Source organism: Kitasatospora sp. NPDC056800 (genome assembly GCF_042789775.1).
Classification (GTDB): Bacteria; Actinomycetota; Actinomycetes; order Streptomycetales; family Streptomycetaceae; genus Kitasatospora.
This window is the reverse complement of record NZ_JBHUAL010000110.1, coordinates 1-23,546: the sequence shown is the minus strand read 5'-3', so window position 1 is coordinate 23,546 and position 23,546 is coordinate 1. Positions and strand designations below refer to the sequence as shown.

General features: G+C 74.3%; 20 protein-coding genes. 9 read left to right on the top strand and 11 right to left on the bottom strand.

The features are described 5' to 3' along the window. Window positions 1-38 precede the first annotated feature (38 nt). The 3 genes from ACFRQN_RS23330 to ACFRQN_RS23320 all read right to left on the bottom strand — a co-directional run bounded on the left by ACFRQN_RS23330 (window position 39) and on the right by ACFRQN_RS23320 (window position 2,547). Entirely contained in the window at window positions 39-695 is a 657-nt protein-coding gene (locus ACFRQN_RS23330) for an HAD family hydrolase (RefSeq protein ID WP_082345870.1), read from the bottom strand. Between the two features lie 47 nt (window positions 696-742). After that, window positions 743-1,252 (bottom strand): DUF6912 family protein, encoded by a 510-nt coding sequence (locus tag ACFRQN_RS23325; protein WP_049653861.1) that lies wholly within the window; start codon window positions 1,250-1,252, stop codon window positions 743-745. Between the two features lie 164 nt (window positions 1,253-1,416). Beyond that, window positions 1,417-2,547: a patatin-like phospholipase family protein gene (locus ACFRQN_RS23320; RefSeq protein ID WP_380741843.1), complete on the bottom strand. Its 1,131-nt coding sequence runs from the start codon at window positions 2,545-2,547 to the stop codon at window positions 1,417-1,419. A 334-nt stretch (window positions 2,548-2,881) separates the two neighbouring features. Between ACFRQN_RS23320 and ACFRQN_RS23315 the strand changes: the two genes are divergently transcribed. Next, window positions 2,882-3,346, top strand: a complete 465-nt coding sequence (locus ACFRQN_RS23315) for an Rv3235 family protein (protein WP_380741841.1) — start codon at window positions 2,882-2,884, stop codon at window positions 3,344-3,346. A gap of 122 nt (window positions 3,347-3,468) precedes the next feature. On the opposite strand, the gene secA is transcribed toward ACFRQN_RS23315, so the two are convergent. Further along, on the bottom strand, window positions 3,469-6,231 hold the full coding sequence (gene secA, locus ACFRQN_RS23310; protein WP_049657305.1) for a preprotein translocase subunit SecA: 2,763 nt from the start codon (window positions 6,229-6,231) through the stop codon (window positions 3,469-3,471). 255 nt (window positions 6,232-6,486) lie between these two features. Between secA and ACFRQN_RS23305 the strand changes: the two genes are divergently transcribed. Both ACFRQN_RS23305 and ACFRQN_RS23300 read left to right on the top strand, forming a co-directional pair. After that, on the top strand, window positions 6,487-7,044 hold the full coding sequence (locus tag ACFRQN_RS23305; RefSeq protein ID WP_049657307.1) for a GNAT family N-acetyltransferase: 558 nt from the start codon (window positions 6,487-6,489) through the stop codon (window positions 7,042-7,044). 56 nt (window positions 7,045-7,100) lie between these two features. After that, window positions 7,101-8,309, top strand: coding sequence for a winged helix-turn-helix domain-containing protein (locus ACFRQN_RS23300; protein WP_380741839.1), 1,209 nt, complete (start codon window positions 7,101-7,103; stop codon window positions 8,307-8,309). A gap of 12 nt (window positions 8,310-8,321) precedes the next feature. Here the strand turns inward: ACFRQN_RS23300 and ACFRQN_RS23295 are convergent, their stop codons facing one another. Both ACFRQN_RS23295 and hpf read right to left on the bottom strand, forming a co-directional pair. Further along, complete coding sequence (locus ACFRQN_RS23295; RefSeq protein ID WP_082346073.1) at window positions 8,322-9,074, bottom strand: response regulator transcription factor; 753 nt, start codon at window positions 9,072-9,074, stop codon at window positions 8,322-8,324. A gap of 270 nt (window positions 9,075-9,344) precedes the next feature. Continuing rightward, on the bottom strand, window positions 9,345-10,040 hold the full coding sequence (hpf, locus tag ACFRQN_RS23290; RefSeq protein ID WP_049657308.1) for a ribosome hibernation-promoting factor, HPF/YfiA family: 696 nt from the start codon (window positions 10,038-10,040) through the stop codon (window positions 9,345-9,347). A gap of 368 nt (window positions 10,041-10,408) precedes the next feature. Here hpf and ACFRQN_RS23285 point away from each other — a divergent pair, with 368 nt between their 5' ends. Continuing rightward, complete coding sequence (locus tag ACFRQN_RS23285) at window positions 10,409-11,173, top strand: ComF family protein (protein ID WP_380741837.1); 765 nt, start codon at window positions 10,409-10,411, stop codon at window positions 11,171-11,173. Window positions 11,174-11,240: 67 nt separating this feature from the next. Here the strand turns inward: ACFRQN_RS23285 and ACFRQN_RS23280 are convergent, their stop codons facing one another. Genes ACFRQN_RS23280 through mtrA form a run of 3 tightly spaced genes read right to left on the bottom strand, consistent with a single transcriptional unit; the run spans window position 11,241 to window position 15,892 of the window. Continuing rightward, the gene (locus ACFRQN_RS23280) at window positions 11,241-13,133 is read right to left on the bottom strand and encodes an LpqB family beta-propeller domain-containing protein (protein ID WP_380741835.1); all 1,893 of its coding nucleotides are present in this window, start codon (window positions 13,131-13,133) and stop codon (window positions 11,241-11,243) included. After that, window positions 13,108-15,213, bottom strand: coding sequence for an MtrAB system histidine kinase MtrB (mtrB, locus tag ACFRQN_RS23275; protein ID WP_380741833.1), 2,106 nt, complete (start codon window positions 15,211-15,213; stop codon window positions 13,108-13,110). The genes ACFRQN_RS23280 and mtrB overlap by 26 nt, the downstream gene beginning before the upstream one ends. A 1-nt stretch (window position 15,214) precedes the next feature. After that, on the bottom strand, window positions 15,215-15,892 hold the full coding sequence (gene mtrA / locus ACFRQN_RS23270; RefSeq protein WP_030247322.1) for an MtrAB system response regulator MtrA: 678 nt from the start codon (window positions 15,890-15,892) through the stop codon (window positions 15,215-15,217). Window positions 15,893-16,189: 297 nt separating this feature from the next. Between mtrA and ACFRQN_RS23265 the strand changes: the two genes are divergently transcribed. The 5 genes from ACFRQN_RS23265 (at window position 16,190) to ACFRQN_RS23245 (ending at window position 21,710) form a co-directional block, all read left to right on the top strand. Beyond that, on the top strand, window positions 16,190-17,377 hold the full coding sequence (locus ACFRQN_RS23265; protein ID WP_380741831.1) for a hypothetical protein: 1,188 nt from the start codon (window positions 16,190-16,192) through the stop codon (window positions 17,375-17,377). 5 nt (window positions 17,378-17,382) lie between these two features. Continuing rightward, window positions 17,383-18,075, top strand: coding sequence for a DUF4129 domain-containing protein (locus tag ACFRQN_RS23260; protein WP_380741829.1), 693 nt, complete (start codon window positions 17,383-17,385; stop codon window positions 18,073-18,075). Further along, window positions 18,072-19,313, top strand: a complete 1,242-nt coding sequence (locus ACFRQN_RS23255; protein ID WP_380741827.1) for a DUF4350 domain-containing protein — start codon at window positions 18,072-18,074, stop codon at window positions 19,311-19,313. The genes ACFRQN_RS23260 and ACFRQN_RS23255 overlap by 4 nt, the downstream gene beginning before the upstream one ends. After that, window positions 19,310-20,320 carry a MoxR family ATPase gene (locus tag ACFRQN_RS23250; protein WP_049659237.1) on the top strand — a complete coding sequence of 337 codons (1,011 nt, stop codon included), beginning with the start codon at window positions 19,310-19,312 and terminating at the stop codon, window positions 20,318-20,320. Before ACFRQN_RS23255 ends, ACFRQN_RS23250 begins: the two co-directional genes overlap by 4 nt. Before the next feature lie 79 nt (window positions 20,321-20,399). After that, window positions 20,400-21,710 (top strand): DUF58 domain-containing protein, encoded by a 1,311-nt coding sequence (locus tag ACFRQN_RS23245; RefSeq protein ID WP_380741825.1) that lies wholly within the window; start codon window positions 20,400-20,402, stop codon window positions 21,708-21,710. A gap of 21 nt (window positions 21,711-21,731) precedes the next feature. On the opposite strand, the gene ACFRQN_RS23240 is transcribed toward ACFRQN_RS23245, so the two are convergent. Then, a complete protein-coding gene (locus ACFRQN_RS23240; RefSeq protein WP_380741846.1) occupies window positions 21,732-22,889 on the bottom strand; it encodes an RNA polymerase sigma factor in 1,158 nt (385 codons plus the stop codon). A gap of 8 nt (window positions 22,890-22,897) precedes the next feature. Then, window positions 22,898-23,305 carry a YciI family protein gene (locus tag ACFRQN_RS23235; protein WP_380741823.1) on the bottom strand — a complete coding sequence of 136 codons (408 nt, stop codon included), beginning with the start codon at window positions 23,303-23,305 and terminating at the stop codon, window positions 22,898-22,900. Between the last annotated feature and the right edge of the window lie 241 nt (window positions 23,306-23,546).

Sequence of the window (23,546 nt, the reverse complement as noted above, 5' to 3'; positions counted from 1 at the left end):
GGTATCCCGTCCCGCCCCTTCCGGGCGGGCCCCGGGGTTCAGCCCGTGATCCGGCCCGCCAGCTCGACCGCCTCGGCCAGGCTGTCCACCACCGGGACGCCGACCGGCTCCAGCTTCTCCCGGGTGTGCGAACCGCCGGTGTAGAGCACCGCGTGGGCGCCCGCGCCCAGCGCCGCCAGGGCGTCGTCCGCGGCGTCGCCGATCAGCACCGTACGGGCCGGGTCCACCCGCTCGCCCAGCGCGGCCAGGTGCCGGGTCAGGTGCTCCGCCTTCTGTCCGCCGGACGGGCCGCTGCGGCCGTCCACCCGCAGGAAACCGCTGCTCAGGCCGAAGGTGTCGACCAGCGGCACCAGCTTGTCGTGCTCGTACATCGACAGCAGCGACTGGCTGTTCCCGGCCGCCCGCCAGCCGTCCAACAGCTCGCGCACGCCCTCGGTCAGCCCGCAGGACGGGCTGAGCTCCCGGTAGCGGTCGTGGAACGCGTCGTCGAGCCTCAGCCACTCCTCCGCGGAGGGCGTCCGGCCGAGCAGGCGCTGGTAGAAGCGGGGAATCGGGATCTCGTACTGCTCGCGGTACTCCTGGAGCGTCATCGGCCCGACGCCGATGGTCGCGAACGCGGCGTTGCTCGCCCCGAGCACGGCCTCCATGTCGTGGAAGAGCGTGCCGTTCCAGTCCCAAACGATGTGAGTGCGCACGGGGTGAAACGGTAACCCGGCCGGGTGACACGCCGGTAGGGCGGAACTCACCCGAGCAGGGAGGGGATCTCCTGGGTCGCGAACCAGAGCAGGTCGTGGTCCTCGGCGCCGTCCACGGTGAACTGGGCGTCCTGGTCGCCGGCGTCGGCCGCGGCCACCGCCGCCACCGCCGCCGCGACGTCCGTGACCACCTCGTCGTCGGACACGTCGGCGTGCACCGCGGCCGCCTTGGCCAGCCGCACCGGGCCGGCCAGCACCACACGGCCGAGCGAGGCCTGGTCCTGGTACTCGTCGCCGGGGAACGGCCGCACCGACCCGTCCGCCACGTCCAGCGCCACCACCACCCGGCGGCGCGGGGCCCCCGGGTCGGCGGCCAGCAGCCGCAGCGAGGACTGGGCGGCCCGGTTCAGCGCCGCGTACTCCAGCTCCTCCAGGTCGTCGCTGACGTACCACTCGCGCAGCGCGGGCGTCACCGCGTACGCGGCGGACTGGTCCAGGGCGCCGCCCTCGTGCGCCGCCGCCAGGCCGGCCAGGGTGGTGGGCACGTACACGCGCATCGGGGGCACTCTCCGGTTCGTCCAGCGGGGTTCGTCCAGCAGCACAGTCTCCAGCGCCCCAAGAATAAGCGCCGCCGGGCCGCCCGTGATCACCCCTGGTCCGGGGGCGGGCGCCCGCGGCCGGGGCCGTACGGTGCCCGCCCCGGGCCCGCGTCGGCGCCGCGCTAGGCCCGGAGCGCCTCCCGGCTGGTGCGCAGGGCGCTCTCCAGGATGGCGCCGCGGCGGGCCGGGTCCATCATGTTCGGGCCCATCACCGCGAGGTCCGCCAGGGTCGGCGCGAGCAGCCGCACCCGGACGCCCTCGGCCCGCAGCTGGGCGGCCTCGCGCAGCAGCTGCCGGGTGACGGCGTGGCGGTAGCGGCTCACCAGCTGGGCGAGCACGCCGCGCGGACGGTCCCGGGCGCGCCACTCGCGCAGGGCGGCCAGGGTGTCGCGGCCGCCCCCGAGCCGGCCCTCCCGGCCGTCCTGCCCCTCCCGGTCCTCCCGGCCCCGCCGCCCGGCCCGCCCCGGCCTCGGGTCCAGCCGCAGGGCCATCGGGGCGAGCACGTACACCTCGTCCAGGCCCCGGCCGAGCATCAGGTCGGCGTTGGTGGCGGACCAGCAGCCGCCGTCCACGTACGCCGAGCCGTCCAGCCGCACCGGCGCGAACCAGCCGGGGATCGCGCAGGAGGCCATCACGGCGTCGGGCACCGGGACGGCCGGGGCGTCCGGGTCGCCGAAGACCACCCGGCGGCCGCTGCGGTAGTCCACGGCCACCACCCGCAGCGGCGATCCCCCGCCGCCGGGCTCCGGCCCTCCGCCGTCGCCGAGCAGGCCGCGCACCAGCTCGCCGACCGGCGCCAGCGAACCGCGGCCGTGCGGCGCGATCGCCGAGACCATGGTCAGCAGCGGGTACTCGCGCGGGTGCCGGACGGCGTCCCGCAGCAGGCCGGGCGAGCCGATCCCGGCCCGGGGGCGGGGCGGCAGCGCGCCGCCGACGGCGGTGTCGTAGTCGAAGGCCGTCCCGGCCAGCGGCCCCTCGGTGATCGGCAGGCCGCGCTGGTGGTCGCGCAGCTGCTCGGGGCGGACGCCGCCGGCCAGCATCGCGGCGAGGATCGCGCCCGCCGAGGTGCCCAGCAGGACGTCGGCCCCGCCCGGCTGCCGCCCGGTGGCCTCCTCGACGGCGCACAGCGCGCCGACCGTCCAGGCCGCGCCGAGCATCCCGCCGCCGCCCAGCACCACGCCGTACCGCGGCACGCCTTCGCCGGCGGGCGGGGCGGTGCCCGCGGCCGCCGGGGCCGCCACCCGTGTCGTCATACCGGCCGTCCCTCGTCGTGGGAGCCCGGCGGTCCGCTCCCGGTCAGGCTCCGATGGTGCGCGCCGCGCCCGTACGGCGCAATGCGGCGGCCGGGCGCCGCCACCCGGTCCGCCCAGCCGGAGCGTCCCCTTTTGGACCGTACGGCCCGTCCCCGCACGTCAACCGGGCGCCGTCGGACGGCCCCTCCGGCCCGGCGCCGCACAGGTCGGTTCCCCCGGATAGGTGAATTCGGCGGCCCGTCCCGGCCGCCCCGGAAACCCGTTGCCGCCCCGCGCGGGACGCCCCCAGCCTGGACCCGTCCGTACCCGCACCACCCAGCCGAGGAGCCACCCCGTGACCGTCCGGTACAGCGCCCACCCCGCCGCCCGCCCGTACCGCCGTCCGCGTGACGCCGGCGGCTGCGAGCCGGCCGGCCGCCGCCCGCGCCACCCGCGCGCCGCCTGCACCGGAGCCCCCGGGCCGGACGCCGGGTCGGGCTCCGGAGCCTTGGCCGCCCGGTTCGCCCGCCAGCTGGTCGAGGTGCTCACCGGCGCCCGGCCCTCCGGCCAGCTGATGCGGCACACCAGCCTGGACGGCTACGGGCAGCTCGCCTCGCTGGTCCGGGCCGGCGCGCTGCGCCGCGGCGGCCCCGCCGACCGGCCCCGGCTCGGCCCGGTGCACGACCGCTCGCCCTCACCCGACGCGGTCGAGGCCTGCGTGCGGGTCGACCTCGGCCGGCGCCACCACATGGTGGCCTTCCGGTTGGAGCAGCGCGGCCCGGCCGGGCAGTGGCAGTGCACCGCCGTGGAGGCCCGGTGAACGCCCCGCCGCGCGCCCGCCGGTACGGACCACACGCCCGGCGGTGTGGAACGGCGCAGGGCGCCGTCCCGGTCCGGGAACGGCGCCCTGCGTGGCGTCCTGGCTGGTGGCCGGCGGCCGGCTCAGCCCTTGCGGCGGCGGCCCTTGGCCGACTTGGCGGCCTTGCGGCGCTCGGCGCGGGTCATCCCGTCGCCCTCGTCCTCCGGCGCGAGGTCGTCGAAGTCGCCCTCGATGACACCGCCGCCGACCTCGTCCGAGGGGGCCGTGTAGTGCAGCCGCTGCGGCTTCGGGGCCTCCAGGCCCTTGGCCTTGATCTCCGGGCGGGCGGCGTCCTTCTCCAGCTTGTCGAGCGCCACCTGGGCGTCCTCGACCGGGACCTCCTCGACCTGCTGCTCGACCTGGACCTCCAGGTTGAACAGGTAGCCGACGGACTCCTCCTTGATGCCCTCCATCATCGCGGTGAACATGTCGAAGCCCTCGCGCTGGTACTCGACCAGCGGGTCGCGCTGCGCCATGGCCCGCAGGCCGATGCCCTCCTGGAGGTAGTCCATCTCGTAGAGGTGCTCGCGCCAGCGGCGGTCCAGCACCGACAGCACGACCCGGCGCTCCAGCTCGCGCATGATCTCCGCGCCCAGCTGGTCCTCGCGGGCGCCGTACTGGCCCTGGATGTCCTCCTGGACGGACTTGATCAGGAACTCGGGGGTCAGCCCGGCCGGACCGCCGGCCTCCTCCTCCAGCTCCTCCAGGTCCAGGGTGACCGGGTAGAGCTGCTTGAGCGCGGTCCAGAGCTTGTCCAGGTCCCAGTCGTCCTCGAAGCCCTCGCCGGTGGCCGCGCGGACGTACGCCTCGACGGTGTCGTCCATGAAGTGGCCGACCTGCTCCTGGAGGTCCTCGCCCTCCAGCACCCGGCGGCGCTCGCCGTAGATGACCTCGCGCTGGCGGTTGAGCACCTCGTCGTACTTGAGGACGTTCTTGCGGATCTCGAAGTTCTGCTGCTCGACCTGGGTCTGCGCGGAGGCGATGGCGCGGGTGACCATCTTGGACTCGATCGGCACGTCCTCGGGGACGTTGGCCATCGAGAGCACGCGCTCGACCATGCCGGCCTTGAACAGGCGCATCAGGTCGTCGCCCAGCGACAGGTAGAAGCGGGACTCGCCCGGGTCGCCCTGACGGCCGGAGCGGCCGCGCAGCTGGTTGTCGATCCGGCGGGACTCGTGCCGCTCGGTACCGAGGACGTAGAGGCCGCCGGCCTCCTTGACCTCGTCCTGCTCGGCCTTCACCGAGGCCTTGGCCTTCTCCAGCGCGGCCGGGAAGGCGGCCTCGTACTCCTCCGGGGTGTCCGTCGGGGTGAGCCCGCGCTGCGCCAGCTCGGCCGCCGCGAGGTGGTCGGAGTTGCCGCCCAGCATGATGTCGGTGCCTCGGCCGGCCATGTTGGTGGCGACGGTGACGGCGCCCTTGCGGCCGGCCTGCGCGACGATCTGCGCCTCGCGCTCGTGGTGCTTGGCGTTCAGCACCTCGTGCGGGATGCCGCGCTTGCGCAGCTCCTGCGACAGGTACTCGGACTTCTCGACCGACACGGTGCCGACCAGCACCGGCTGGCCCTTCTCGTGCTTCTCGGCGATGTCCTCGACCACGGCGGCGAACTTGGCCGGCTCCGACTTGTAGATCAGGTCGGGCTGGTCGATGCGCAGCGGCGTCTTGTTGGTCGGGATCGGCACCACGCCGAGCTTGTAGATCTGGTGGAACTCGGCGGCCTCGGTGGTGCCGGTACCGGTCATGCCCGCGAGCTTGTCGTACAGCCGGAAGAAGTTCTGCAGGGTGATGGTGGCCAGGGTCTGGTTCTCGTTCTGGACCTCCACCCCCTCCTTGGCCTCGATCGCCTGGTGCATGCCCTCGTTGTAGCGGCGGCCGGCCAGGATGCGGCCGGTGTGCTCGTCGACGATCATGACCTCGCCGTTCATCACGACGTAGTCCTTGTCCCGCTTGTACAGCTCCTTCGCCTTGATGGCGTTGTTCAGGAAGCCGACCAGCGGGGTGTTCACCGACTCGTAGAGGTTGTCGATGCCCAGGTAGTCCTCGACCCGGCTGACGCCCTCCTCCAGGATGCCGACCGTGCGCTTCTTCTCGTCGACCTCGTAGTCCCGGTCGATCTTCAGGCGCAGCACCAGCTTGGAGAAGTCGGCGTACCACTTGGTCGCCTGGTCCGCCGGGCCGGAGATGATCAGCGGGGTACGGGCCTCGTCGATCAGGATCGAGTCGACCTCGTCGACGACCGCGAAGTAGTGGCCGCGCTGGACGAGTTCGTCCTGCGACCAGGCCATGTTGTCGCGCAGGTAGTCGAAGCCGAACTCGTTGTTCGTGCCGTACGTGATGTCCATCCCGTACTGGCGCTTGCGCTCGGCGGGCGTCATGTTGGCCAGGATCACGCCGACTTCGAGGCCGAGGAAGCGGTGCACCCGGCCCATCCACTCCGAGTCGCGCTCGGCGAGGTAGTCGTTGACGGTGATCAGGTGGACGCCCTTGCCCGTCAGCGCGTTCAGGTACGCGGGCAGCGTGCCGACGAGGGTCTTGCCCTCACCGGTGCGCATCTCGGCGACGTACCCGTGGTGCAGCGCGGCGCCGCCCATGAGCTGGACGTCGTAGTGCCGCTGGCCGAGCACGCGCTTGGCGGCCTCACGGACGGTGGCGAACGCCTCGGGGAGGATGTCGTCCAGGGTCTCGCCGTCCGCGAGCCGCTGCTTGTACTCGTCGGTCAGTGCGCGCAGCTCGGCGTCGGTGAGGTTGACGAAGTCCTCTTCGATGGAGTTGACCTGGGCGGCAATCCGCTGCAGCTTGCGAAGGATCTTGCCCTCGCCGGCGCGCAGGATCTTGTCGAAGACGGACACGATGAGCGGGCTCCTTGCCTGTATTGGCACTGGACGACTGCACGGCGGGTCCACCCCACCGCACGGGCCATCGTATGCGAGGAGTCCAACCCCCCGGGAGGTGCGTCAGCACGGTATTCCCGTGTCACCCTGGCGAGCACATGGCCCGATAGCACCGTCCACCGGGACAAAACGGTCGGCGGGTCGTGGAGTTGGACGCGAAGGCGGGCGAATAATCGGATGCCCGCCTTCCTCCCCTGGCGGAATAATCCGTTCATGGACGAACTTCGCGCCGAACTTCCCGCCCTCACCACCGACCGACTGGTCCTGCGCCCCCCGCAGGAGTCGGACATCGACGCGGTCTACGCCGCCTGCCAGGATCCGGAGATCCAGCGCTGGACGGTCGTCCCGTCGCCCTACCGCCGCGAGGACGCCGAGTTCTTCGTACGCGATCTCGCCATCGAGGGCCGGCGCACCGGGGCGAACCTGATCTGGTGCGTGTTCGAGCGCGAGTCCGGCACCCTGGTCGGCTCCCAGGGGCTCGTCCTGCGCCCCCAGGACCCTGGCTGCGCCGAGATCGGCTGGTGGGCCGTGAAGGAGTTCCGCGGCCGCGGCTACACCACCGAGGCCGCGCGCGCCGTCTCCCACTACGGCCTGCGCGAGCTGGGCCTGCGCCGCCTGGAGTGGCTGGCCTACGTCGGCAACGACGGCTCCCGCGCGGTCGCCGAAAAGGCCGGCTACCGCTTCGAGGGCACCCTGCGCTCGTACGCCGAGCAGCGCGGCGCCTTCCACGACTCCTGGATCGCCTCCCTGCTGCCCTCCGACCTGGCCTGAGCCCTCCGCCCGGGCCCGGGCCCGCGCTGTCGGTGCCCCGGACTACGCTCCCCGGCATGACCGCCGCTGCCGCCCGCCCCGCCCCCGCCGCCGTCCTCAGCGCGGACGACGCCCGCCGGATCGCCCTGCGCGCCCAGGGCCTGCTGGGCGCGCCGGACCGCCGCGGCGGGGTGCGCGGGGTGCTGCGGCACCTGGGCGCCGTCCAGCTGGACACCATCTCGGTGCTCGCCCGATCGCACGAGCTGGTGCCGTACGCCCGCCTCGGCGCGGTCGGCCGCCCGGCCGTCGAGGCGGCGTACTGGGGCGGCGGCACGAGCTTCGAGTACTGGTCGCACGCGGCCTGCCTCCTGCCGGTCGAGGAGTGGCCGCTGTTCGCCTTCCGGCGCCGCCGCTACCGCGACCGCGGCCACCTCTGGGGCCACCAGGTCCCGCCCGAGACCTACCGCGCCGTGCTGGACAAGCTGCGGGCCGAGGGGCCGTTGACCTCCACCGAGCTGGGCGGCGCCAAGAAGACCGCCGAGTGGTGGGACTGGTCCGACACCAAGATCGCGGTCGAGCGGGCGCTGGCCTTCGGCGACGTGGTCTGCACCGAGCGCCGGAGCTGGAAGCGGGTCTACGCACTGGCCGAACAGGCCATCCCGGACGCCCTGTTGGGGCAGGAGCGGTCGGACGGGGAGTGCGTGCGCACCCTGGTCGCCCAGGCCGGCGCCGCGCTCGGCGTGGCCACCCGGGCCGACCTGCTGGACTACCACCGGCTGCGCGCCGAGCAGTTGGACCCGGTGCTCGCCGACTGCGGGCTCGTCCCGGTCGAGGTGGCCGGCTGGGGCCCGGACGGCGCCCCGGCCCCGGCCTGGGCCGACCCGGCCGCCCTCGCCACCGCCCCGCGCGGGCGCCACCGCACCACACTGCTCTCGCCGTTCGACTCCCTGGTCTGGGACCGCGCCCGCACCGAGCGGATCTTCGGCATGACGCACCGGCTGGAGGCCTACACGCCCAAGCACAAGCGGGTGCACGGCTACTTCGCGATGCCGCTGCTGGCCGGCGGCCGGCTGGTCGGCCGAGTCGACCCGGCCCGCGAGGGGCGCACCCTGGTCGCCCGGCAGGTCTCCCTGGACGGTCCGGGGCGGGGCGCCCGGCACGTCGAGGCGCTGGCGACGGCGCTGCGCGAGGCGGCCGACTGGGTCGGCTGCGACGGGGTGCGGGTCGGGACGCTGCACGACGAGCGGCTGCGCCCGACCCTGGAGAAGCTGCTGGCGGACCGCTAAGTCCCGCCCGGCTCACCCTATTTCGAGGATCTTCTCCCGCATCGCGTACACCACCGCCTCCATCCGCGAGTGCAGCTGGAGCTTCTCCAGGATGTTGCGCACGTGGTTCTTCACGGTGTTCTCGCTGATGAACAGCTCCTTGGCGATCTCCCGGTTGTTCATCCCGGTCGCCACCAGCTTGAGCACCTCCAGCTCCCGGTCGGTGAGCCGGGGCGCGGGCACCAGGTCCCGGTCGTCGGAGCGGCGCTGGATCATCGACTTGAACTCGGTGAGCAGCTTGGACGCCATCGAGGGGCTGATCTGCGACTGCCCGTCGGCGACCGCGCGGATCGCGGTGGCGACCTCGTCGGTGGAGATCTCCTTGAGCAGGTAGCCGGTGGCCCCCGCCTTGATCGCCTCGTAGAGGTCGGCCTCCTCGTCGCTTATCGTCAGCATGATGATCTTGGTGCTCGGTGCCACGTCCTTGATCGCCGTGCAGGCCTCGATCCCGCTGCGGCGCGGCATCCGGACGTCCATGAGGATGATGTCGGGCAGCAGGTCGGCGGCCTTCAGCACGGCCTCGGCCCCGTCCCCCGCCTCGCCGACGACCTTGATGTCCGGCTCCTCCGCGAGGACGATCTCCAGCCCCCGACGGAACAGCGCGTGGTCGTCCACCACCAACACGCGGATCGGTTCACCCCGGTGCGGCTCGTACGCGGGCTCATCCTCCGCCCCCAACGGCAGCCCTGGCCCGACCCCGGGCCCCAGCCCGAAGTGATCCCCCATCCGCTCCTCCCCCTTCGCGGGTCGTCGTGCGCCAATCATTCCACGCCCCGGCGCCGCCCCGGTCACGCTCCGATGCCGATTCCCCCGCAACGGGTGACCCGTCCGTCCGGGGCGCGAGACCGCCCTCGACGCACCGCCGTTGGAACCGCACCGCACCCTCGACGCACGGCTGTTCGAACCGCGCCGCCGTTCGAACCCAACCGCCCCCGAACGCCGGTGACCCCGGCGGCCCCGGCCGCCGGGGTCACCCCTCCATCGCTGTTCGGACGGTCAGTCCTCGTCGTCGGCCCCGCCGATCGCGCCGCCCGCCCCGCCACCCGGGCCGGCCGCGAGGTCGGTCTGCAGGTGGATGACGCCGTAGTGGTAACCGTGCCGGCGGTAGACCACGCTCGGCAGGCCACTGTCCTTCTCCACGAAGAGGTAGAAGTCGTGGCCGACCAGCTCCATCTCGTAGAGCGCCTGGTCCAGCGCCATGGGGGCGGCCGGGTGCGTCTTCTCCCGGACCACCAGCGGGCCTTCGCCCTCCACTTCCAGGGATCCCATCATGGTCTTGCGGACGGCGCCGTTCGTCTCGCCCTCCGGCGCCGTCGTCTCCGGCAGCGCGGCCAGGGCCGCGGTCGCCTCGGCGACGCTGATCGGGGTGCGGCCGTTCGCGCCGCCCTTGTGCACCCGACGCCGGTCCGCGGACTTGCGCAGCTGCGCGTCGAGCTTCGCGGAAGCCAGGTCGAGCGCCGCGTACGGGTCACCGGCGGCGGCTTCCGCCCGGATCACGGGGCCGCGGCTGCGGAGAGTGATCTCCACCCGGTCGGAGCGGTCGGCCTGCCGCGGGTTGTGTTCCTTGGACACCTCGACGTCGAGGCTGATGGCCTTGGCGTCGAACTTCTGGACCTTCTCCAGCTTCTCGGCCACGTGCTCGCGGAACCTCTTGGGCACCTCGGTCTTGCGGCCCTTGACGACGATGTCCACGCAGAACTCCGATCCCTCGTGCTGACGCCGATCCGGGTGCTACCGGACCGGACTGAGACCCAGCTGGACCAGCCCATCCACTGCCGGCCCCCCGTCCCCGCCGCCAGCGGCGGAAACGACTGGCCCTCACCTCACTTCCTCCCCACCAGGGACGTTTGAAACCCCCTGGGCCTTATCGAACACCTCACACGGGTTTTTCGCCTCCCCAGGCGATAAGGAGGGTATGACCCGATACTGCGGTCGGACGGTCAAGCTGGTCCACCCTGTCTACCCTCTCGCGGGTGAAGTAAGGGTAAATACCTGGACAACGCCCCCCGTACGGCCGATTCTGTGCTGACTCTCCGTGCCTGCCGCCGCCAGGAGCAGCCGTGCCGCCGTTCCCCTCCCCCGCTCCTCCGCCGTCCGCCCAGGGGCCGTTCGGCCACGCACTGGCCGGGCTGCTGGACGTCCTGCTGCCCGCCGACTGCGCGGGCTGCGGCAGCGAGCGCACCCAGCTCTGCCCGGCCTGCCGGCACGCCCTGGCCACCGCACGGCCCGCCCCCACCCCGCTGCCCTGGACGCACGCCGCCGCGCCGTACACCGGTCCGGTCCGGCAGCTGCTGCTCGCCCACAAGGAGCGGGGCGCGCTGCGGCTGGCCGCGCCGCTCGGCGAGGCCCTCGGCCGGGCCGTGCGCTCCGCCCTGGGGGCGCGCGCCGGGGCCGCGCCGCTGCTGCTGGTCCCGATGCCCTCGGCGCGCTCGGCCGTCCGCGCCCGCGGGCACGATCCGACGCTGCGGCTGGCCGGGGCGGCCGCCCGCTCGCTGCGCAGGGCCGGCCTGGACGTGCGGGCCGCGCCGCTGCTGCGGCACGCCCGGCCGGTCGCCGACCAGGCCGGGCTGAACGCGGCCGAACGGCGCCGCAACCTGCACGGCGCGCTCACCGTGCTGCCGCGCGCCCGGACCGGGCGCGCGGGCCTGGCGGGACCGGGGAGCCTGGCGGGACCGGGGAGCTTGGCGGGCCGTCACCCGGTGCTGGTGGACGACCTGGTGACCACCGGGGCCAGCCTCACCGAGGCCGCCCGGGCGCTGGCCGACGCCGGCCTCCCGGTCCGCGCGGGCGCCACCGTCGCGGCCACGGTGCGCCCGTCCGACTGACCGTCACCGCGGCCGCCGACACCCCGCCGGGCCGGGCCGGAGGCCCCGGAGAGGCTCGGACGCGGCGTCAGCCCGCGTAGAAGAAGGACCGCGGCTTGTCGATCAGCGAGGTCTCCCGCCACTGGTTGTTGACCAGGCGGAAGGCCTTGATCTCGCTCGGCTTGCCGTCCGTCTGCTTGACCTCGCCCATCGCGAGCACCGGCGGCGTCTGGGTCAGGCTGTCCCCGCGGGACTCCGAGGCCGAGACGGTCAGCATGCTCTCGGCGCTCTGCAGCTGGGTCTCGGTGCTCTGCGAGCCGTCCGTGCTGATGAAGTACAGCTGCTGGGTCCGGTCGGCCTCCTTGCCGAGCACGAGCAGCTGGTCGGTCTCCGCCCAGGACACCGAGGCGACGTCGGTGAGCGTGGGAGCGGCCCGGTGCAGCGCGGTGATCTTCACGGTCGGCGCCTGCGGGGTGCCGTCGTGCACGACCAGTCCGAACCACAGCGAGCGGACGGCCGAGCCCGGGGTCCTGGCCACCACGGCGACCCGGACGCCGTCCGAGGAGATCTTCAGCGCCTGCACGGTCTGGCCGGTCAGCCCCTCGACCGGCACGGTGTACGACTTGGCGCCGCGCACCATCACCACCCGCGGGGCCTGCTTGTTGCGGTCCACCACCCAGAGGTCGCCGCGGCCGTCCCAGGTGGGCGAGGCGAAGCCGTCCTCCTTGTCGCCGCCCTTGGCCGGCGAGGTGAGCACCGGCTCGCCCATGGCCACCGCGCTGTCCGACAGCGGCACCGACCAGACCTGGTGGCCGTCCTCGCTGATCGCGGCGGCCTGGGAGCCGGTGCGGCTGACCGCGAAGGCGCCGAGCGGCGGCTTGGTGTTCGACTGCGGCTTGCCGAGGACCCCGCGGACCGGATCGCCGGGGCGCACCTCGTCGGTCGCCACCAGGGCTCCGTCGGCACGCTGGTAGTACTGCGTCGCCGTCGTCGACCCGGCCAGGGCACCGGGGCCGGTGGACGGCGAGTCACCGCGGGCGGCCGTGCAGGAGCCGTGCGGCCCCTTCAGCTCCAGCCGCGTGATCTGGCCCTTGCCCTGGTCGGCGACGGTGTAGAAGAGCTGGGTCGCCATCCGCCGGCAGGCCATCGGCTCGCCGGTGTCCGCCTTGCCGAGCTGCACGTGGGCGACCCGGTTGTCGTCGATGCTCACCTTGTCGACCGTGGTGCCGGCCGGGAACGCCGTGCGGACCACCGGCGAGAGCCAGACGGAGGGGCCGTCGACGAGCGCCCGGACGGCCGAGGTGAGCGGGTCTATCCGGCGCCGCAGGTAGACCGGGTCGGCGAGCAGCACCTCCTGGCCGGCGCTCCCGGACACCACCGAGGACGGGTCGGGCGCGGTGTAGAAGAACCGCTCGACCTGCCGGAAGCTGTTCCGGAAGTTGGTCTCGTTCATGATCACGCCGGGCGCCAGCCTGTCGATCCGCCACTCGCCGTCCTTCTGCCGGACGAAGGTGAAGTCGGACGAGTCGTTGTTCTGCCCGGCGACCCGCGCGTACGAGTGCCGCTCGTCGACGCCGGCCACCAGCTGCCCGCTCACCTGCAACGACGCCGTGGTGTCCGCGTCGGTGACGTCCTGGCCGACCGGGATGCCGGTGGCGGAGAGCACCTTCGTCCCGGCGTCCGGGTTCCAGGTGGCGGCGGCGCTCTCGGTGAGGTACTTGCGCGCGGTGTCGTACCCCTCGTCGGCGGTCACCGCGTCCAGGAACCCGTTCAGCAGCTCGCGCGGCTTGGCGCCCCGGGCGGGCGCCACCGGGAAGACCCGGGCCTGCAGGTCCTTGTCGGCCGAGCCCTGGGACAGCTCCACCCTGGTGATGCCGCCGGAATCCGGCATGGCCGCGCAGCCGCTCGCCACCAGGGCGCCGAGCAGCCCGCCGACCACCGCGAGGAGCCGCGGCTCAGTCCTGTTGCTCGTCCTTCGCACGCTGCGACCCCTCCGCGTCCGTCGTCCCACCCGTCGCGTCCGGCTCCGCCGTCCGCTGTGCCACCGACGGCCGTCCCGGCGTCGGGTCCACCATCACCTGGGCGCCGGTGGCCCCGTACCCGGCGGCCGTCCACACGCCCGAGGGGTCCGCGCGCGGACCCTCCGGCAGCTTGCGCCGGCCCAGCCCGGGGCCGATGTTCAGCACCCCGCCGAGCCCGCTGCCGAGGCCGCCGCTCACCGTCTCCGGCATCTCCGCCTGCTCCTCGACGGCGGCCGTCGCCGTCGAGCCGGCCGGGCTGATCGCCCGCCGGTACGGCGTGCCCTGCGCGCCCAGGCCCCGGTTGTTGCGGGAGTCCTCCGGCTCCAGCCGGAACGGCGCCCGGCTGATCTCGCCGCCGCGGGTGCGCGGCAGGGTGAGCCGGAAGTGCGAGCCGCCGCCGGGCTCGCCCCAGGCCTGGAGCCAGCCGCCGTGCAGGTGGGCGTCCTCGACCGCGATGGACAGGCCGAGGCCGGTGCCGCCGGTGGTCCGCACCCGGGACGGGTCGGCCCGCCAGAAGCGGTGGAACACCCGGGACGCCTCGCCCGGCTTGAGGCCGATGCCGTAGTCGCGCACGCCGACCGCGACCGCGCCGTCCGCCGAGCCCAGCCGGACCACCACGTCGCGGCCCTCGCCGTGCTCCAGCGCGTTGACCACCAGGTTGCGCAGGATGCGCTCGATCCGGCGGGAGTCCACCTCGGCCAGCACCGGCTCGCCGTCGCCGCGGATCACCACGGCGCTGCCCTTGGCCTCGGCGAGCGGTTCGGCGGCCTCCACCACCCGGGCGACGATCTCGCGCAGATCGACCGGCTCGGCGTCCAGGATCGCGGCGCCGGCGTCGAAGCGGCTGATCTCCAACAGGTCGGCGAGCAGCGACTCGAAGCGGTCCAGCTGGCCCTGCAGCAGCTCCGCCGAGCGGGCCGCCATCGGGTCCAGGTCCTCGCGGCTGTCGTAGATGAGGTCGGCGGCCATCCGGACCGTGGTCAGCGGGGTGCGCAGCTCGTGCGAGACGTCCGAGACGAAGCGCCGCTGCACCCGGGACAGCTCCTCCAGCTGGCGGATCTGCGCCTGGAGGGCGTTGGCCATCCGGTTGAAGGACTCCCCGAGGCGGGCGATGTCGTCCGTCCCGGTGACCTTCATCCGCTCTTCCAGGTGCCCGTCGGCGAGCCGCTCGGAGATCCCGGCGGCCATCCGGACCGGGGTGACCACCTGGCGCACCACGACCCAGGCGATGCCGCCCATGAGGATCACCACGAACACCCCGGCGGTCGCCAGGGTGCCGGTGACCAGGTTGAGGGTGTCGGTCTCCTGGCCGAAGGAGAAGACGTAGAACAGCTGGTACGAGGTCTCCGCCGGGCCGCGGAACTGCATGCCGAGGGCCAGCCCTGGCTCGGACGTGACGCTGCTGCCGGGCGAGCGCTGGATCCGGGTCGGCTGGTCGAACATCTGGCCGGGCTCGGCGGCCAGCTTGGCCCGCAGGGTGTCCGGGATGCTGATCGGCTGGATGTCGCCCGAGTAGCGCGGCGCGAAGCCGCCCCCGTCGGGGACGACGGCGCCGGTGCCGGGGGACATCGCGATCACCGAGTAGACGGTCTGCCCGCTCCCGGCCAGGTCGTTGACCTGCCGCAGCAGCCAGGTGCCGATCTCGTCGACGGTCGGGTCGGCGGTGCCCCGCAGCTTCTGGTCCCGGGCCTCGTCGATCTTCTTCTGCTCGACCTGGAAGCCGATCCGGGCCTGCGCGCGGGCGGCGTCCGTCTTGGTTCCGAGCAGGCCGGTGCGCACCTGCGCCACCACGACCACGCCCAGCACCAGGACGACCGCGATGGACGCCAGCAGCGACACCGCGACCACGCGCAGCTGGATCGACCGGCGGTACAGCGCGGCCACCCGGTGCGCGGGACGGCGCAGCTGACGCTTCACCAGCGCGAACACGCCGGAAGGGCCGCGTCGGCGACGGGTGGTCGAACTCAGCACGTCGCCGCGCACGGCCCCCGCCCCGTCGGTCGCGGAACCCGACGGGGTGTCGTCTGCCCGCTCCGTCACGTCAGCTGGGTCCCGCCTTGTAACCGACGCCGCGGACGGTCACCACGATCTCGGGGCGCTCCGGGTCCTTCTCGATCTTGGAACGCAGGCGCTGCACATGGACGTTGACCAGACGGGTGTCCGCCGCGTGGCGGTAGCCCCAGACCTGCTCCAGCAGCACCTCGCGGGTGAACACCTGCCAGGGCTTGCGGGCCAGCGCGACCAGCAGGTCGAACTCCAGCGGGGTCAGCGGGATGCCCCGGCCGTCCCGCTTCACGGAGTGGCCGGCCACGTCGATCACCAGGTCGCCGATGGTCAGCTGCTCGGGCGTCGGCTCCTCGGCGCGGCGCAGCCGGGCGCGAACCCGGGCCACCAGCTCCTTGGGCTTGAACGGCTTGGTGACGTAGTCGTCGGCCCCCGACTCCAGGCCCACCACCACGTCGACCGTGTCGGTCTTCGCGGTCAGCATCACGATCGGGATGCCGGACTCGGCCCGGATCTGCCGGCACACGTCGATGCCGTCCCGGCCGGGCAGCATCAGGTCGAGCAGGACCAGGTCCGGCTTGGTCTCCCGGAAGGCGGCTAGCGCCCTGTCCCCATCCGCGACGAAAAACGGCTCAAAACCCTCACCCCGCAGCACGATACCGAGCATCTCGGCCAGTGCGGAGTCGTCATCAACGACGAGGACGCGTCCCTTCATGCGTCCATCTTCTCATTACCGGATTGTGACCTGCCGCACAGCAGTGCCAATGCTCCAGAACGGCCAACTCCCCCACCGGTGCATTCCGGCCATACCGGGCGAATGCTCCCCCGGAAACGCCTCCGGACCCCCCGCGAACCCGCGCCGGACCACCGCCCGACCCGCCGCGGAAGACCGTTGCCGATCAGCAACCGGATCGCCATGGGGCCGGTTTCCGGCCCCATGGCACGATGGGCGCTGCGCGCGGGCGGAAGATCCGTTCGCAGTCGCGCCCGTGACGCCCTCCGAGGAGCAGTGATGACCGACACCCCGGGCTGGGCCTCGCCCAGCTCGTCCGAGCCGCCCCGCGACGACGCCCGGCCCCCGGCCGACGCGCCCGCCGCCGTGCCCGGGCCGTCGGCACCACCACAGGCCGCCCCCGGCTGGACCGGCCCGGCCGGCGCCCCCGGGAACGGACAGCACTGGGGACAGCAGTGGGGCCAGCAGCCTCCCGGCGGCCACCGCCCGTACGGCTGGGGCGCCCCGGCGAGCCCCAAGCCGGGCGTCATCCCGCTGCGCCCGCTGAGCTTCGGCGAACTGCTCGACGGTGCCGTCACCACCGTCCGCCGGCACTGGCGCACCGTGCTCGCGCTCTCGCTCGGCCTCGCCGTGGTCGCCCAGGCCGGCAGCCTCCTGGTCAACCTGCTGGTCAAGGGCAAGACCGGCGAGGCCACCCAGACCCTGCGGATGCTGGCCGGACTGCCGCTCGAACTGCTGCTCAACGTGTTCGCCACCGCACTGCTCACCATCGTGGTCAGCCGCGCCGTCCTCGGCCGGTCGGCGACCGCCGGGGAGGCCTGGCGCGACGCCCGCCCCCGGCTGCTGCAGCTGCTCGGGCTGACCCTGCTCACCGTCCTGCTCGGCCCCGGCGTGGTCCTGCTCGGCTTCACCCCGCTGATCGGCTACACCCTCGCCGGCCAGGGCTCCGTCGCCATCGCCGGCCTGCTCACCCTGGTCGGCCTGCTGACCGTGCCGGTCGCCGTCTGGCTGTGGATGCGCTTCAGCCTCGCCGCGCCCGCCCTGATGCTGGAGAAGCAGGGCGTGCTGACGGCGCTGTCGCGCTCGCGGCGGCTGGTCCGCGGCGCCTGGTGGCGGGTCTTCGGCATCAACCTGCTGGGCCACGTGCTGGCGCTCGTCGTCGCGATGGTCGTCGTCGTCCCGTTCCAGTTCCTCGGCCTGCTGCTCGGCTTCGAGAGCCTCGACGCCCAGGGCCTGCCCGACACCGCCGACCAGGGCGTGGCCATGCTGCTCCTGCTGGCGGTCGCCGGGATCATCGCCGGCACCTTCACCACCCCCTTCATCGCCGCCGTCGGCGTGCTGGTCTACATCGACCAGCGGATCCGCCGCGAGGCCCTGGACATCGAACTCGCCCGCGCGGCCGGCCTGCCCGAGCAGAGCGGCACCGGCTGGGGCGCGCAGGGCGACCCGGCACCGGCGAGGCGCTGAACCGGATGCCTAACTGGGGGGACAGGCTCCTCGCCGCGGGCGGCGCACCCGTCACCGTGCCGCGTGACCCGGCGCGCGAGGCCGCCCGCGACGAGCTGCTCGACGCGGAGTACCACAAGCACGACCCGTCCGTACTGCAACGCGTCACGGACTGGATCTACGACCACATCGCCAAGGCGCTCGACAGCATCTCCGGCGACGGCACCACCGGCACCACCGGGCTGGTCCTCTTCCTGATCGTCGCGGTGCTGATCGGCGGCGCGGTCTGGTGGCGCCTCGGCGCACCCCGCCGCGCCGCCCGCACCGTCCAGGACGTGTACGGCGCCGACGGCCCGCGCAGCGCCGACCAGTACCGGACGGACGCCGCCGGGCACGCCGCCGCCGGACGCTGGACCGAAGCCGTCCGCGAACAGATGCGCGCCCTGGTGCGCGGCCTGGAGGAGCGCACCCTGCTCGACAACCGCCCCGGCCGCACCGCCGACGAGGCCGCCGCCGAGGCCGGCCGGGCGCTGCCCGAGCACGCCGCCGCGCTGGCCGCGGCCGCCCGGACCTTCGACGACATCGCGTACGGCGAGCGCACCGCCGACCAGAGCGCGTACCGGCTGCTGCACGAGCTCGACCGGACGCTGGAGCGCACCCGCCCGGTCCTCGCGCCCCACGCACCGGCTCCGGCTCCGTCCTCGGGAGGAGCGGCATGACCGGTTCCGTCCCCGCCCCCGCACCCGCGGCACCACCCGTCGCCGAGCCGCCCGCCGCCGCCGCCGCCGCGACCAGCCTCGCCCCGACCACCCGCGGCCTGTGGCGCCGCGCCCGCTGGTACCTGGCCGTCCTCGCCGCCCTGCTGATCGGCGCCGCCGCCGTGTCCGCCCTCGGCCAGGACCGCCGCTACCCGCCGCTGGACCCGCGCTCGTACGACCGCGACGGCGCCCACGCCGTCGTCGCCCTGCTCGAACGCCAGGGCCTCAAGGCCGAGTTCACCACCGACCCGGCCACCGCCGCGGCCGGCCCGGACACCCTCGTGCTGCCCGAACCCGACCTGCTCGACCCCGCCCAGCTGCGCGCCGTCGCCGCCGCCCGGCACCGGCGCCTGGTGCTGGTCGCCCCCGGCCCGACCGCGCTCACCGCGCTCGCCCCCGGCATCCGGCTGTCCGACGACGCCGGCGGGCTCCCGTACGCCTCCGTCCGCTCCACTCCCCCGGAGTGCGCCCTCACCGAGGCCGTCCGGGCCGGCAGCGCCCAGCAGGGCGGCATGCTCTACACCAGCGGCAGCCGCGGCACCGGCTGCTACCCGCGCGCCCACGGCTACCCGCTGGTCGTCCTCCCGGCCGGCGACGGCGACCGCGACGTCGTCGTGCTCGGCAGCGGCACCTTCCTGCACAACGGCGAACTCGCCAAGGACGGCGACGCCGCCCTCGCCCTCGGCCTGCTCGGCTCGCAGCCCCGCCTCACCTGGCACCTGCCCGACTACTCCGCCCCGCTCCCCGAGGGCGCCCGCACCAAGAGCTTCGGCGACTTCCTGCCGAGCGGCTGGCACTGGGCCGGCTACCAGCTCGCCGTCGCCGCCGTGCTCGCCGCCCTCTGGCGCGGCCGCCGGCTCGGCCCGGTGGTCAGCGAGAACCTGCCCGTGGTGGTCCGCGCCGCCGAGACCACCGAGGGCCGCGCCCGCCTCTACCGGCGCGCCAAGGCCCGCGGCCGCGCCGCCGAGGCCCTGCGCGGCGCCACCGCGCACCGCCTCGCCCCCGCCCTGGGCGTCCCGCTCCAGGCCGGCGCACCCGACCCCGACGCGCTCTGCGTCGCCCTGGCCGACCGGCTGTCCGAACGGCCCGCCGGGGACGTCCGGGCCCTGCTGTACGGCCCGCCCCCGACCGACGACGCCGCACTGCTGCGGCTCGCCGACGACCTCGACGCCCTCGAAAGGCAGGTACGGAACCCGTGACCGACCAGGCAACCGCCCAGCTCCGCCCCGTCCCCGGCACGGCGCCCGCCACCCCCGCCACCGACCCGCGCGCCGCGCTGACCGCCCTGCGCGCCGAGATCGGCAAGGCCGTGGTCGGCCAGGACGCGGCCGTCACCGGCCTGGTCGTCGCCCTGCTCTGCGGCGGCCACGTGCTGCTGGAGGGCGTCCCCGGCGTCGCCAAGACCCTGCTGGTGCGCACCCTGTCCACCGCGCTCAGCCTGGGCACCAAGCGCATCCAGTTCACCCCCGACCTGATGCCCGGCGACGTCACCGGCTCGCTCGTCTACGACGCCCGCACCGCCGAGTTCTCCTTCCAGCCCGGCCCGGTCTTCACCAACCTGCTGCTCGCCGACGAGATCAACCGCACCCCGCCGAAGACCCAGGCCGCCCTGCTGGAGGCCATGGAGGAGCACCAGGTCACGGTGGACGGCGAGGCGCGCCCGCTGCCCGTCCCGTTCCTGGTCGCCGCGACCCAGAACCCGGTCGAGTACGAGGGCACCTACCCGCTGCCCGAGGCCCAGCTGGACCGCTTCCTGCTCAAGCTGGTCCTGCCGCTGCCCGACCGCGACCAGGAGTTCCAGGTGCTCTCCCGGCACGCCGCCGGCTTCGACCCGCGCGACCTCGGCGCGGCCGGCGTCCGCCCGGTCGCCGGCCCCGAGCACGTCGCCGCCGCCCGCGAGCAGATCGCCAAGCTGACCGTCTCCCCCGAGGTCCTCGCCTACATCGTCGACCTCTGCCGGGCCACCCGGCAGTCCCCGTCGCTGTCCATCGGCGTCTCCCCGCGCGGCGCCACCGCCCTGCTCGCCGCCTCCCGCGCCTGGGCCTGGCTGGCCGGCCGCGACTACGTCACCCCGGACGACGTCAAGGCGCTCGCCCTGCCCACCCTGCGGCACCGGGTCGCGCTGCGCGCCGAGGCCGAGATGGAGGGCGTCACCGCCGACTCCGTCATCCAGGCCGTCCTCACCCAGACGCCCGCACCCCGCTGACCCCACCCCGCCGTACCGCCCCCGTTCCGGCCGCCGGCCCACGGGTTCCGACGCACGGGCTTCCGAAGGAGCGCACCGCATGGCCCTCACCGGGCGAACCGCCCTGCTCGCCGCACTCGGCGCGCTCGTCGTGGGCCTGCTGCTGCCGTCCTGGACCGGGATCGGCCTGGTCACCGGTGCGGTGCTGGTCGCCGTCGCGGTCGACCTGGTGCTCGCCGCCCCGGTCCGCGGCCTGCGGTTCGGGCGGGCCGGCGACACCACCGTCCGGCTCGGCGAGCCCGCCACCGTCGAACTGACCGTCACCAACCCGTCCGGCCGGCCGCTCCGCGGCCTGGTCCGCGACGCCTGGGCCCCGTCCGCCTGGCGCCCCGGCACCGCCGAGGCCGCCTCCCGGCACACCCTGGCCCTCCCCGGCGGCGAACGGCGCCGGATCACCACCGTGCTCACCCCCACCCGCCGCGGCGACCACCACGCCCACCGGGTGACGGTCCGCTCGCTCGGCCCGCTCGGCCTGGCCGCCCGCCAGGGCTCGCACCTCGTCCCCTGGACGGTCCGCGCGCTGCCCCCGTTCGCCAGCCGCAAGCACCTGCCCTCCCGGCTCGCCCGGCTGCGCGAACTCGACGGCCGCACCTCCGTCCTGACCCGCGGCCAGGGCACCGAGTTCGACTCCCTGCGCGAGTACCTGCCCGGCGACGACGTCCGCTCCATCGACTGGCGCGCCAGCGCCCGCCGCAACACCGTCGCCGTCCGCACCTGGCGCCCCGAACGCGACCGGCACATCCTCGTCGTCCTCGACACCGGCCGCACCTCGGCCGGCCGGGTCGGCGACGCGCCCCGCCTGGACGCCGCCCTCGACGCCGCGCTGCTGCTCACCGCCCTCGCCACCCGGGCCGGCGACCGGGTCGACCTGCTCGCCCACGACTCCCGCAAGCGCGTCGCGGTGGCCGGCAGCTCGGCCCACGAGGTGCTGCCCGCCTTCACCAACGCGATGGCCGGACTGGAACCCGCGCTGCACGAGACCGACATGCGCTCACTGGTCGCCACCGCGCTCAAGATGGCGCCGCAGCGCTCGCTGATCGTGCTGCTCACCGGCCTCGACGCGGCCCCGGTCGAGGACGGCCTGCGTCCGCTGCTGCCGATGCTCACCAAGCGCCACGAGGTCGTCCTCGCCTCGGTCGCCGACCCGCAGCTGGACGCCCTCGCCGCCGGGCGGGGCACCCTGGAGGCCGTCTACGGCGCGGCGGCCGCCGAACAGACCCGGGCCGATCGCCGGGCCATCGCCGAGCACCTCACCCGCCACGGCGTCACCGTCCTGGACGCCCCGCCGACCCGGATCGCCCCGGCCCTCGCCGACACCTACCTGGCGCTGAAGGCCGCCGGCCGGCTCTGAGCCCCGCTCCCCCGGCCGGACTCAGTCCGGCCGACGACCCTTTAGAAGGGTGTTGAGCCGGGCTGCCTGACGGGTCAGATGGTCGCGCTCGGCAAGGTCGGGCGCCCGGTGCGCCGCCTCCGCGTACAACCGGGCCGCCGCCACCAGGTCCCCGTCGCGCTCACGGAGGTACGCCGCCACCGCCGCGTACCTGGGCAGCGCGTCGTCCAGCTCCGCGAGCGCCGCCAGCCCCGCGCGCGGACCGTCGGCCTCGCCGACCGCCACCGCGCGGTTGAGCCGCACCACCGGGCTGGCGGTCAACCGGACGAGCTCGTCGTACCACTCGACGATCTGCACCCAGTCCGTCTCCCCCGCGGTGGGCGCGTCGGCGTGCAGCGCCGCGATGGCCGCCTGGGCCTGGAACTCGCCCAGCCGGTCCCGGGCCAGGGCCCCCTGGAGGATGCCGATGCCCTCGGCGATCAGCCCGGTGTCCCACCGGCCGCGGTCCTGCTCGGCCAGCGGCACCAGCGCGCCGTCGGGCGCGGTCCTGCCCGCCCGCCGGGCGTGGTGCAGCAGCATCAGGGCCAGCAGTCCGGCCACCTCGGGGTGGTCGATCACCGCGGCGAGCTGCCGGGTGAGCCGGATCGCCTCGGCCGCGAGGTCGAGATCGCCGGAGTAGCCCTCGTTGAAGACCAGGTAGAGGACCCGGAGCACGGTCGCGACGTCCCCCGGCTGATCGAACCTGACGGCCGAGACGGTGCGCTTGGCCCGGCTGATCCGCTGCGCCATGGTCGCCTCGGGCACCAGGTAGGCCCGGGCGATCTGGCGGGTGGTCAGCCCGCCCACCGCCCGCAGGGTCAGCGCCACCGCCGACGAGGGCGTCAACGACGGGTGGGCGCACAGGAAGTAGAGCTGCAGCGTGTCGTCCACGGCGGCCGCGGGCCCCGGCTCCGGCTCCTGGTCGACCAGGTCCTCCCGGCGCCGGCGGGCGGCCTCCGACCGGGTCGCGTCCAGGAACTTGCGCCAGGCCACGGTGACCAGCCAGCCCTTGGGATCGCGCGGCCGCTCGGCCGGCCAGAGCCGGACCGCCTCGACCAGCGCCTCCTGCACCGCGTCCTCGGCCGCCGCGAAGTCAGCTCCGCGGCGGACGAGGACACCGATGACACTCGGCGTGAGACTCCTCAGCAGGGCCTCGTCCATCGGGGACGTCACTCGGTGATGGTCGTCGGCATCGCCAGGAACGGACGCAGCTCCAGCCACTCGTGGATCGGCTCGCCCCCGGCCCCGGGAGCGGCCGACAGCTCCCCGGCCAGCTCGACGGCCCGCTCGTAGCTGTCGACGTCGATCACCATCCAGCCGGCGATCAGGTCCTTGGTCTCGGCGAACGGACCGTCGGTGACCGGCGGACGCCCCTCGCCGTCGTACCGGACCCACGTCCCCTCGGGCGCGAGCGCCTGGCCGTCGACGAACTCGCCGGTCTTCTCCAGCCGGTCCGCGAACTCCTGCATGTACCGGATGTGCGCCGTGACCTCCTCCGGCGTCCACTGGTCCATCGGCACGCAGTTGACCGCGCTCGGGGCGCCCCGGTAGTGCTTCAGCAACAGGTACTTGGCCATCGTCTTCTCCTCGGATCCTCGGAGCTGGTGCGACCCATTGTGGCCGCGTCCACTCCGGGGACGGTGCCGGGCACGGGTTCTCGACACGGCCGGCCAAGATTCTTTCCGGCCCGCCCCGTAACCGGCCCACAACGCGAAGAGTCCCTGAAAACGCGAAGAACCCCCATCCGGGACCCGGATGGGGGTTCTTCTGAAGAATTGTTCGGCGGCGTCCTACTCTCCCACAGGGTCCCCCCTGCAG

Coding starts and splice junctions, on each gene's coding strand:
- ACFRQN_RS23325 (WP_049653861.1), bottom strand. CDS start 1,252: ATGCGCGTGTACGTGCCCACCACCCTGGCCGGCCTGGCGGCGGCGCAC.
- ACFRQN_RS23320 (WP_380741843.1), bottom strand. CDS start 2,547: ATGACGACACGGGTGGCGGCCCCGGCGGCCGCGGGCACCGCCCCGCCC.
- ACFRQN_RS23305 (WP_049657307.1), top strand. CDS start 6,487: ATGGACGAACTTCGCGCCGAACTTCCCGCCCTCACCACCGACCGACTG.
- ACFRQN_RS23300 (WP_380741839.1), top strand. CDS start 7,101: ATGACCGCCGCTGCCGCCCGCCCCGCCCCCGCCGCCGTCCTCAGCGCG.
- ACFRQN_RS23295 (WP_082346073.1), bottom strand. CDS start 9,074: ATGGGGGATCACTTCGGGCTGGGGCCCGGGGTCGGGCCAGGGCTGCCG.
- mtrA (WP_030247322.1), bottom strand. CDS start 15,892: ATGAAGGGACGCGTCCTCGTCGTTGATGACGACTCCGCACTGGCCGAG.
- ACFRQN_RS23265 (WP_380741831.1), top strand. CDS start 16,190: ATGACCGACACCCCGGGCTGGGCCTCGCCCAGCTCGTCCGAGCCGCCC.
- ACFRQN_RS23260 (WP_380741829.1), top strand. CDS start 17,383: ATGCCTAACTGGGGGGACAGGCTCCTCGCCGCGGGCGGCGCACCCGTC.
- ACFRQN_RS23255 (WP_380741827.1), top strand. CDS start 18,072: ATGACCGGTTCCGTCCCCGCCCCCGCACCCGCGGCACCACCCGTCGCC.
- ACFRQN_RS23245 (WP_380741825.1), top strand. CDS start 20,400: ATGGCCCTCACCGGGCGAACCGCCCTGCTCGCCGCACTCGGCGCGCTC.
- ACFRQN_RS23240 (WP_380741846.1), bottom strand. CDS start 22,889: ATGGACGAGGCCCTGCTGAGGAGTCTCACGCCGAGTGTCATCGGTGTC.
- ACFRQN_RS23235 (WP_380741823.1), bottom strand. CDS start 23,305: ATGGCCAAGTACCTGTTGCTGAAGCACTACCGGGGCGCCCCGAGCGCG.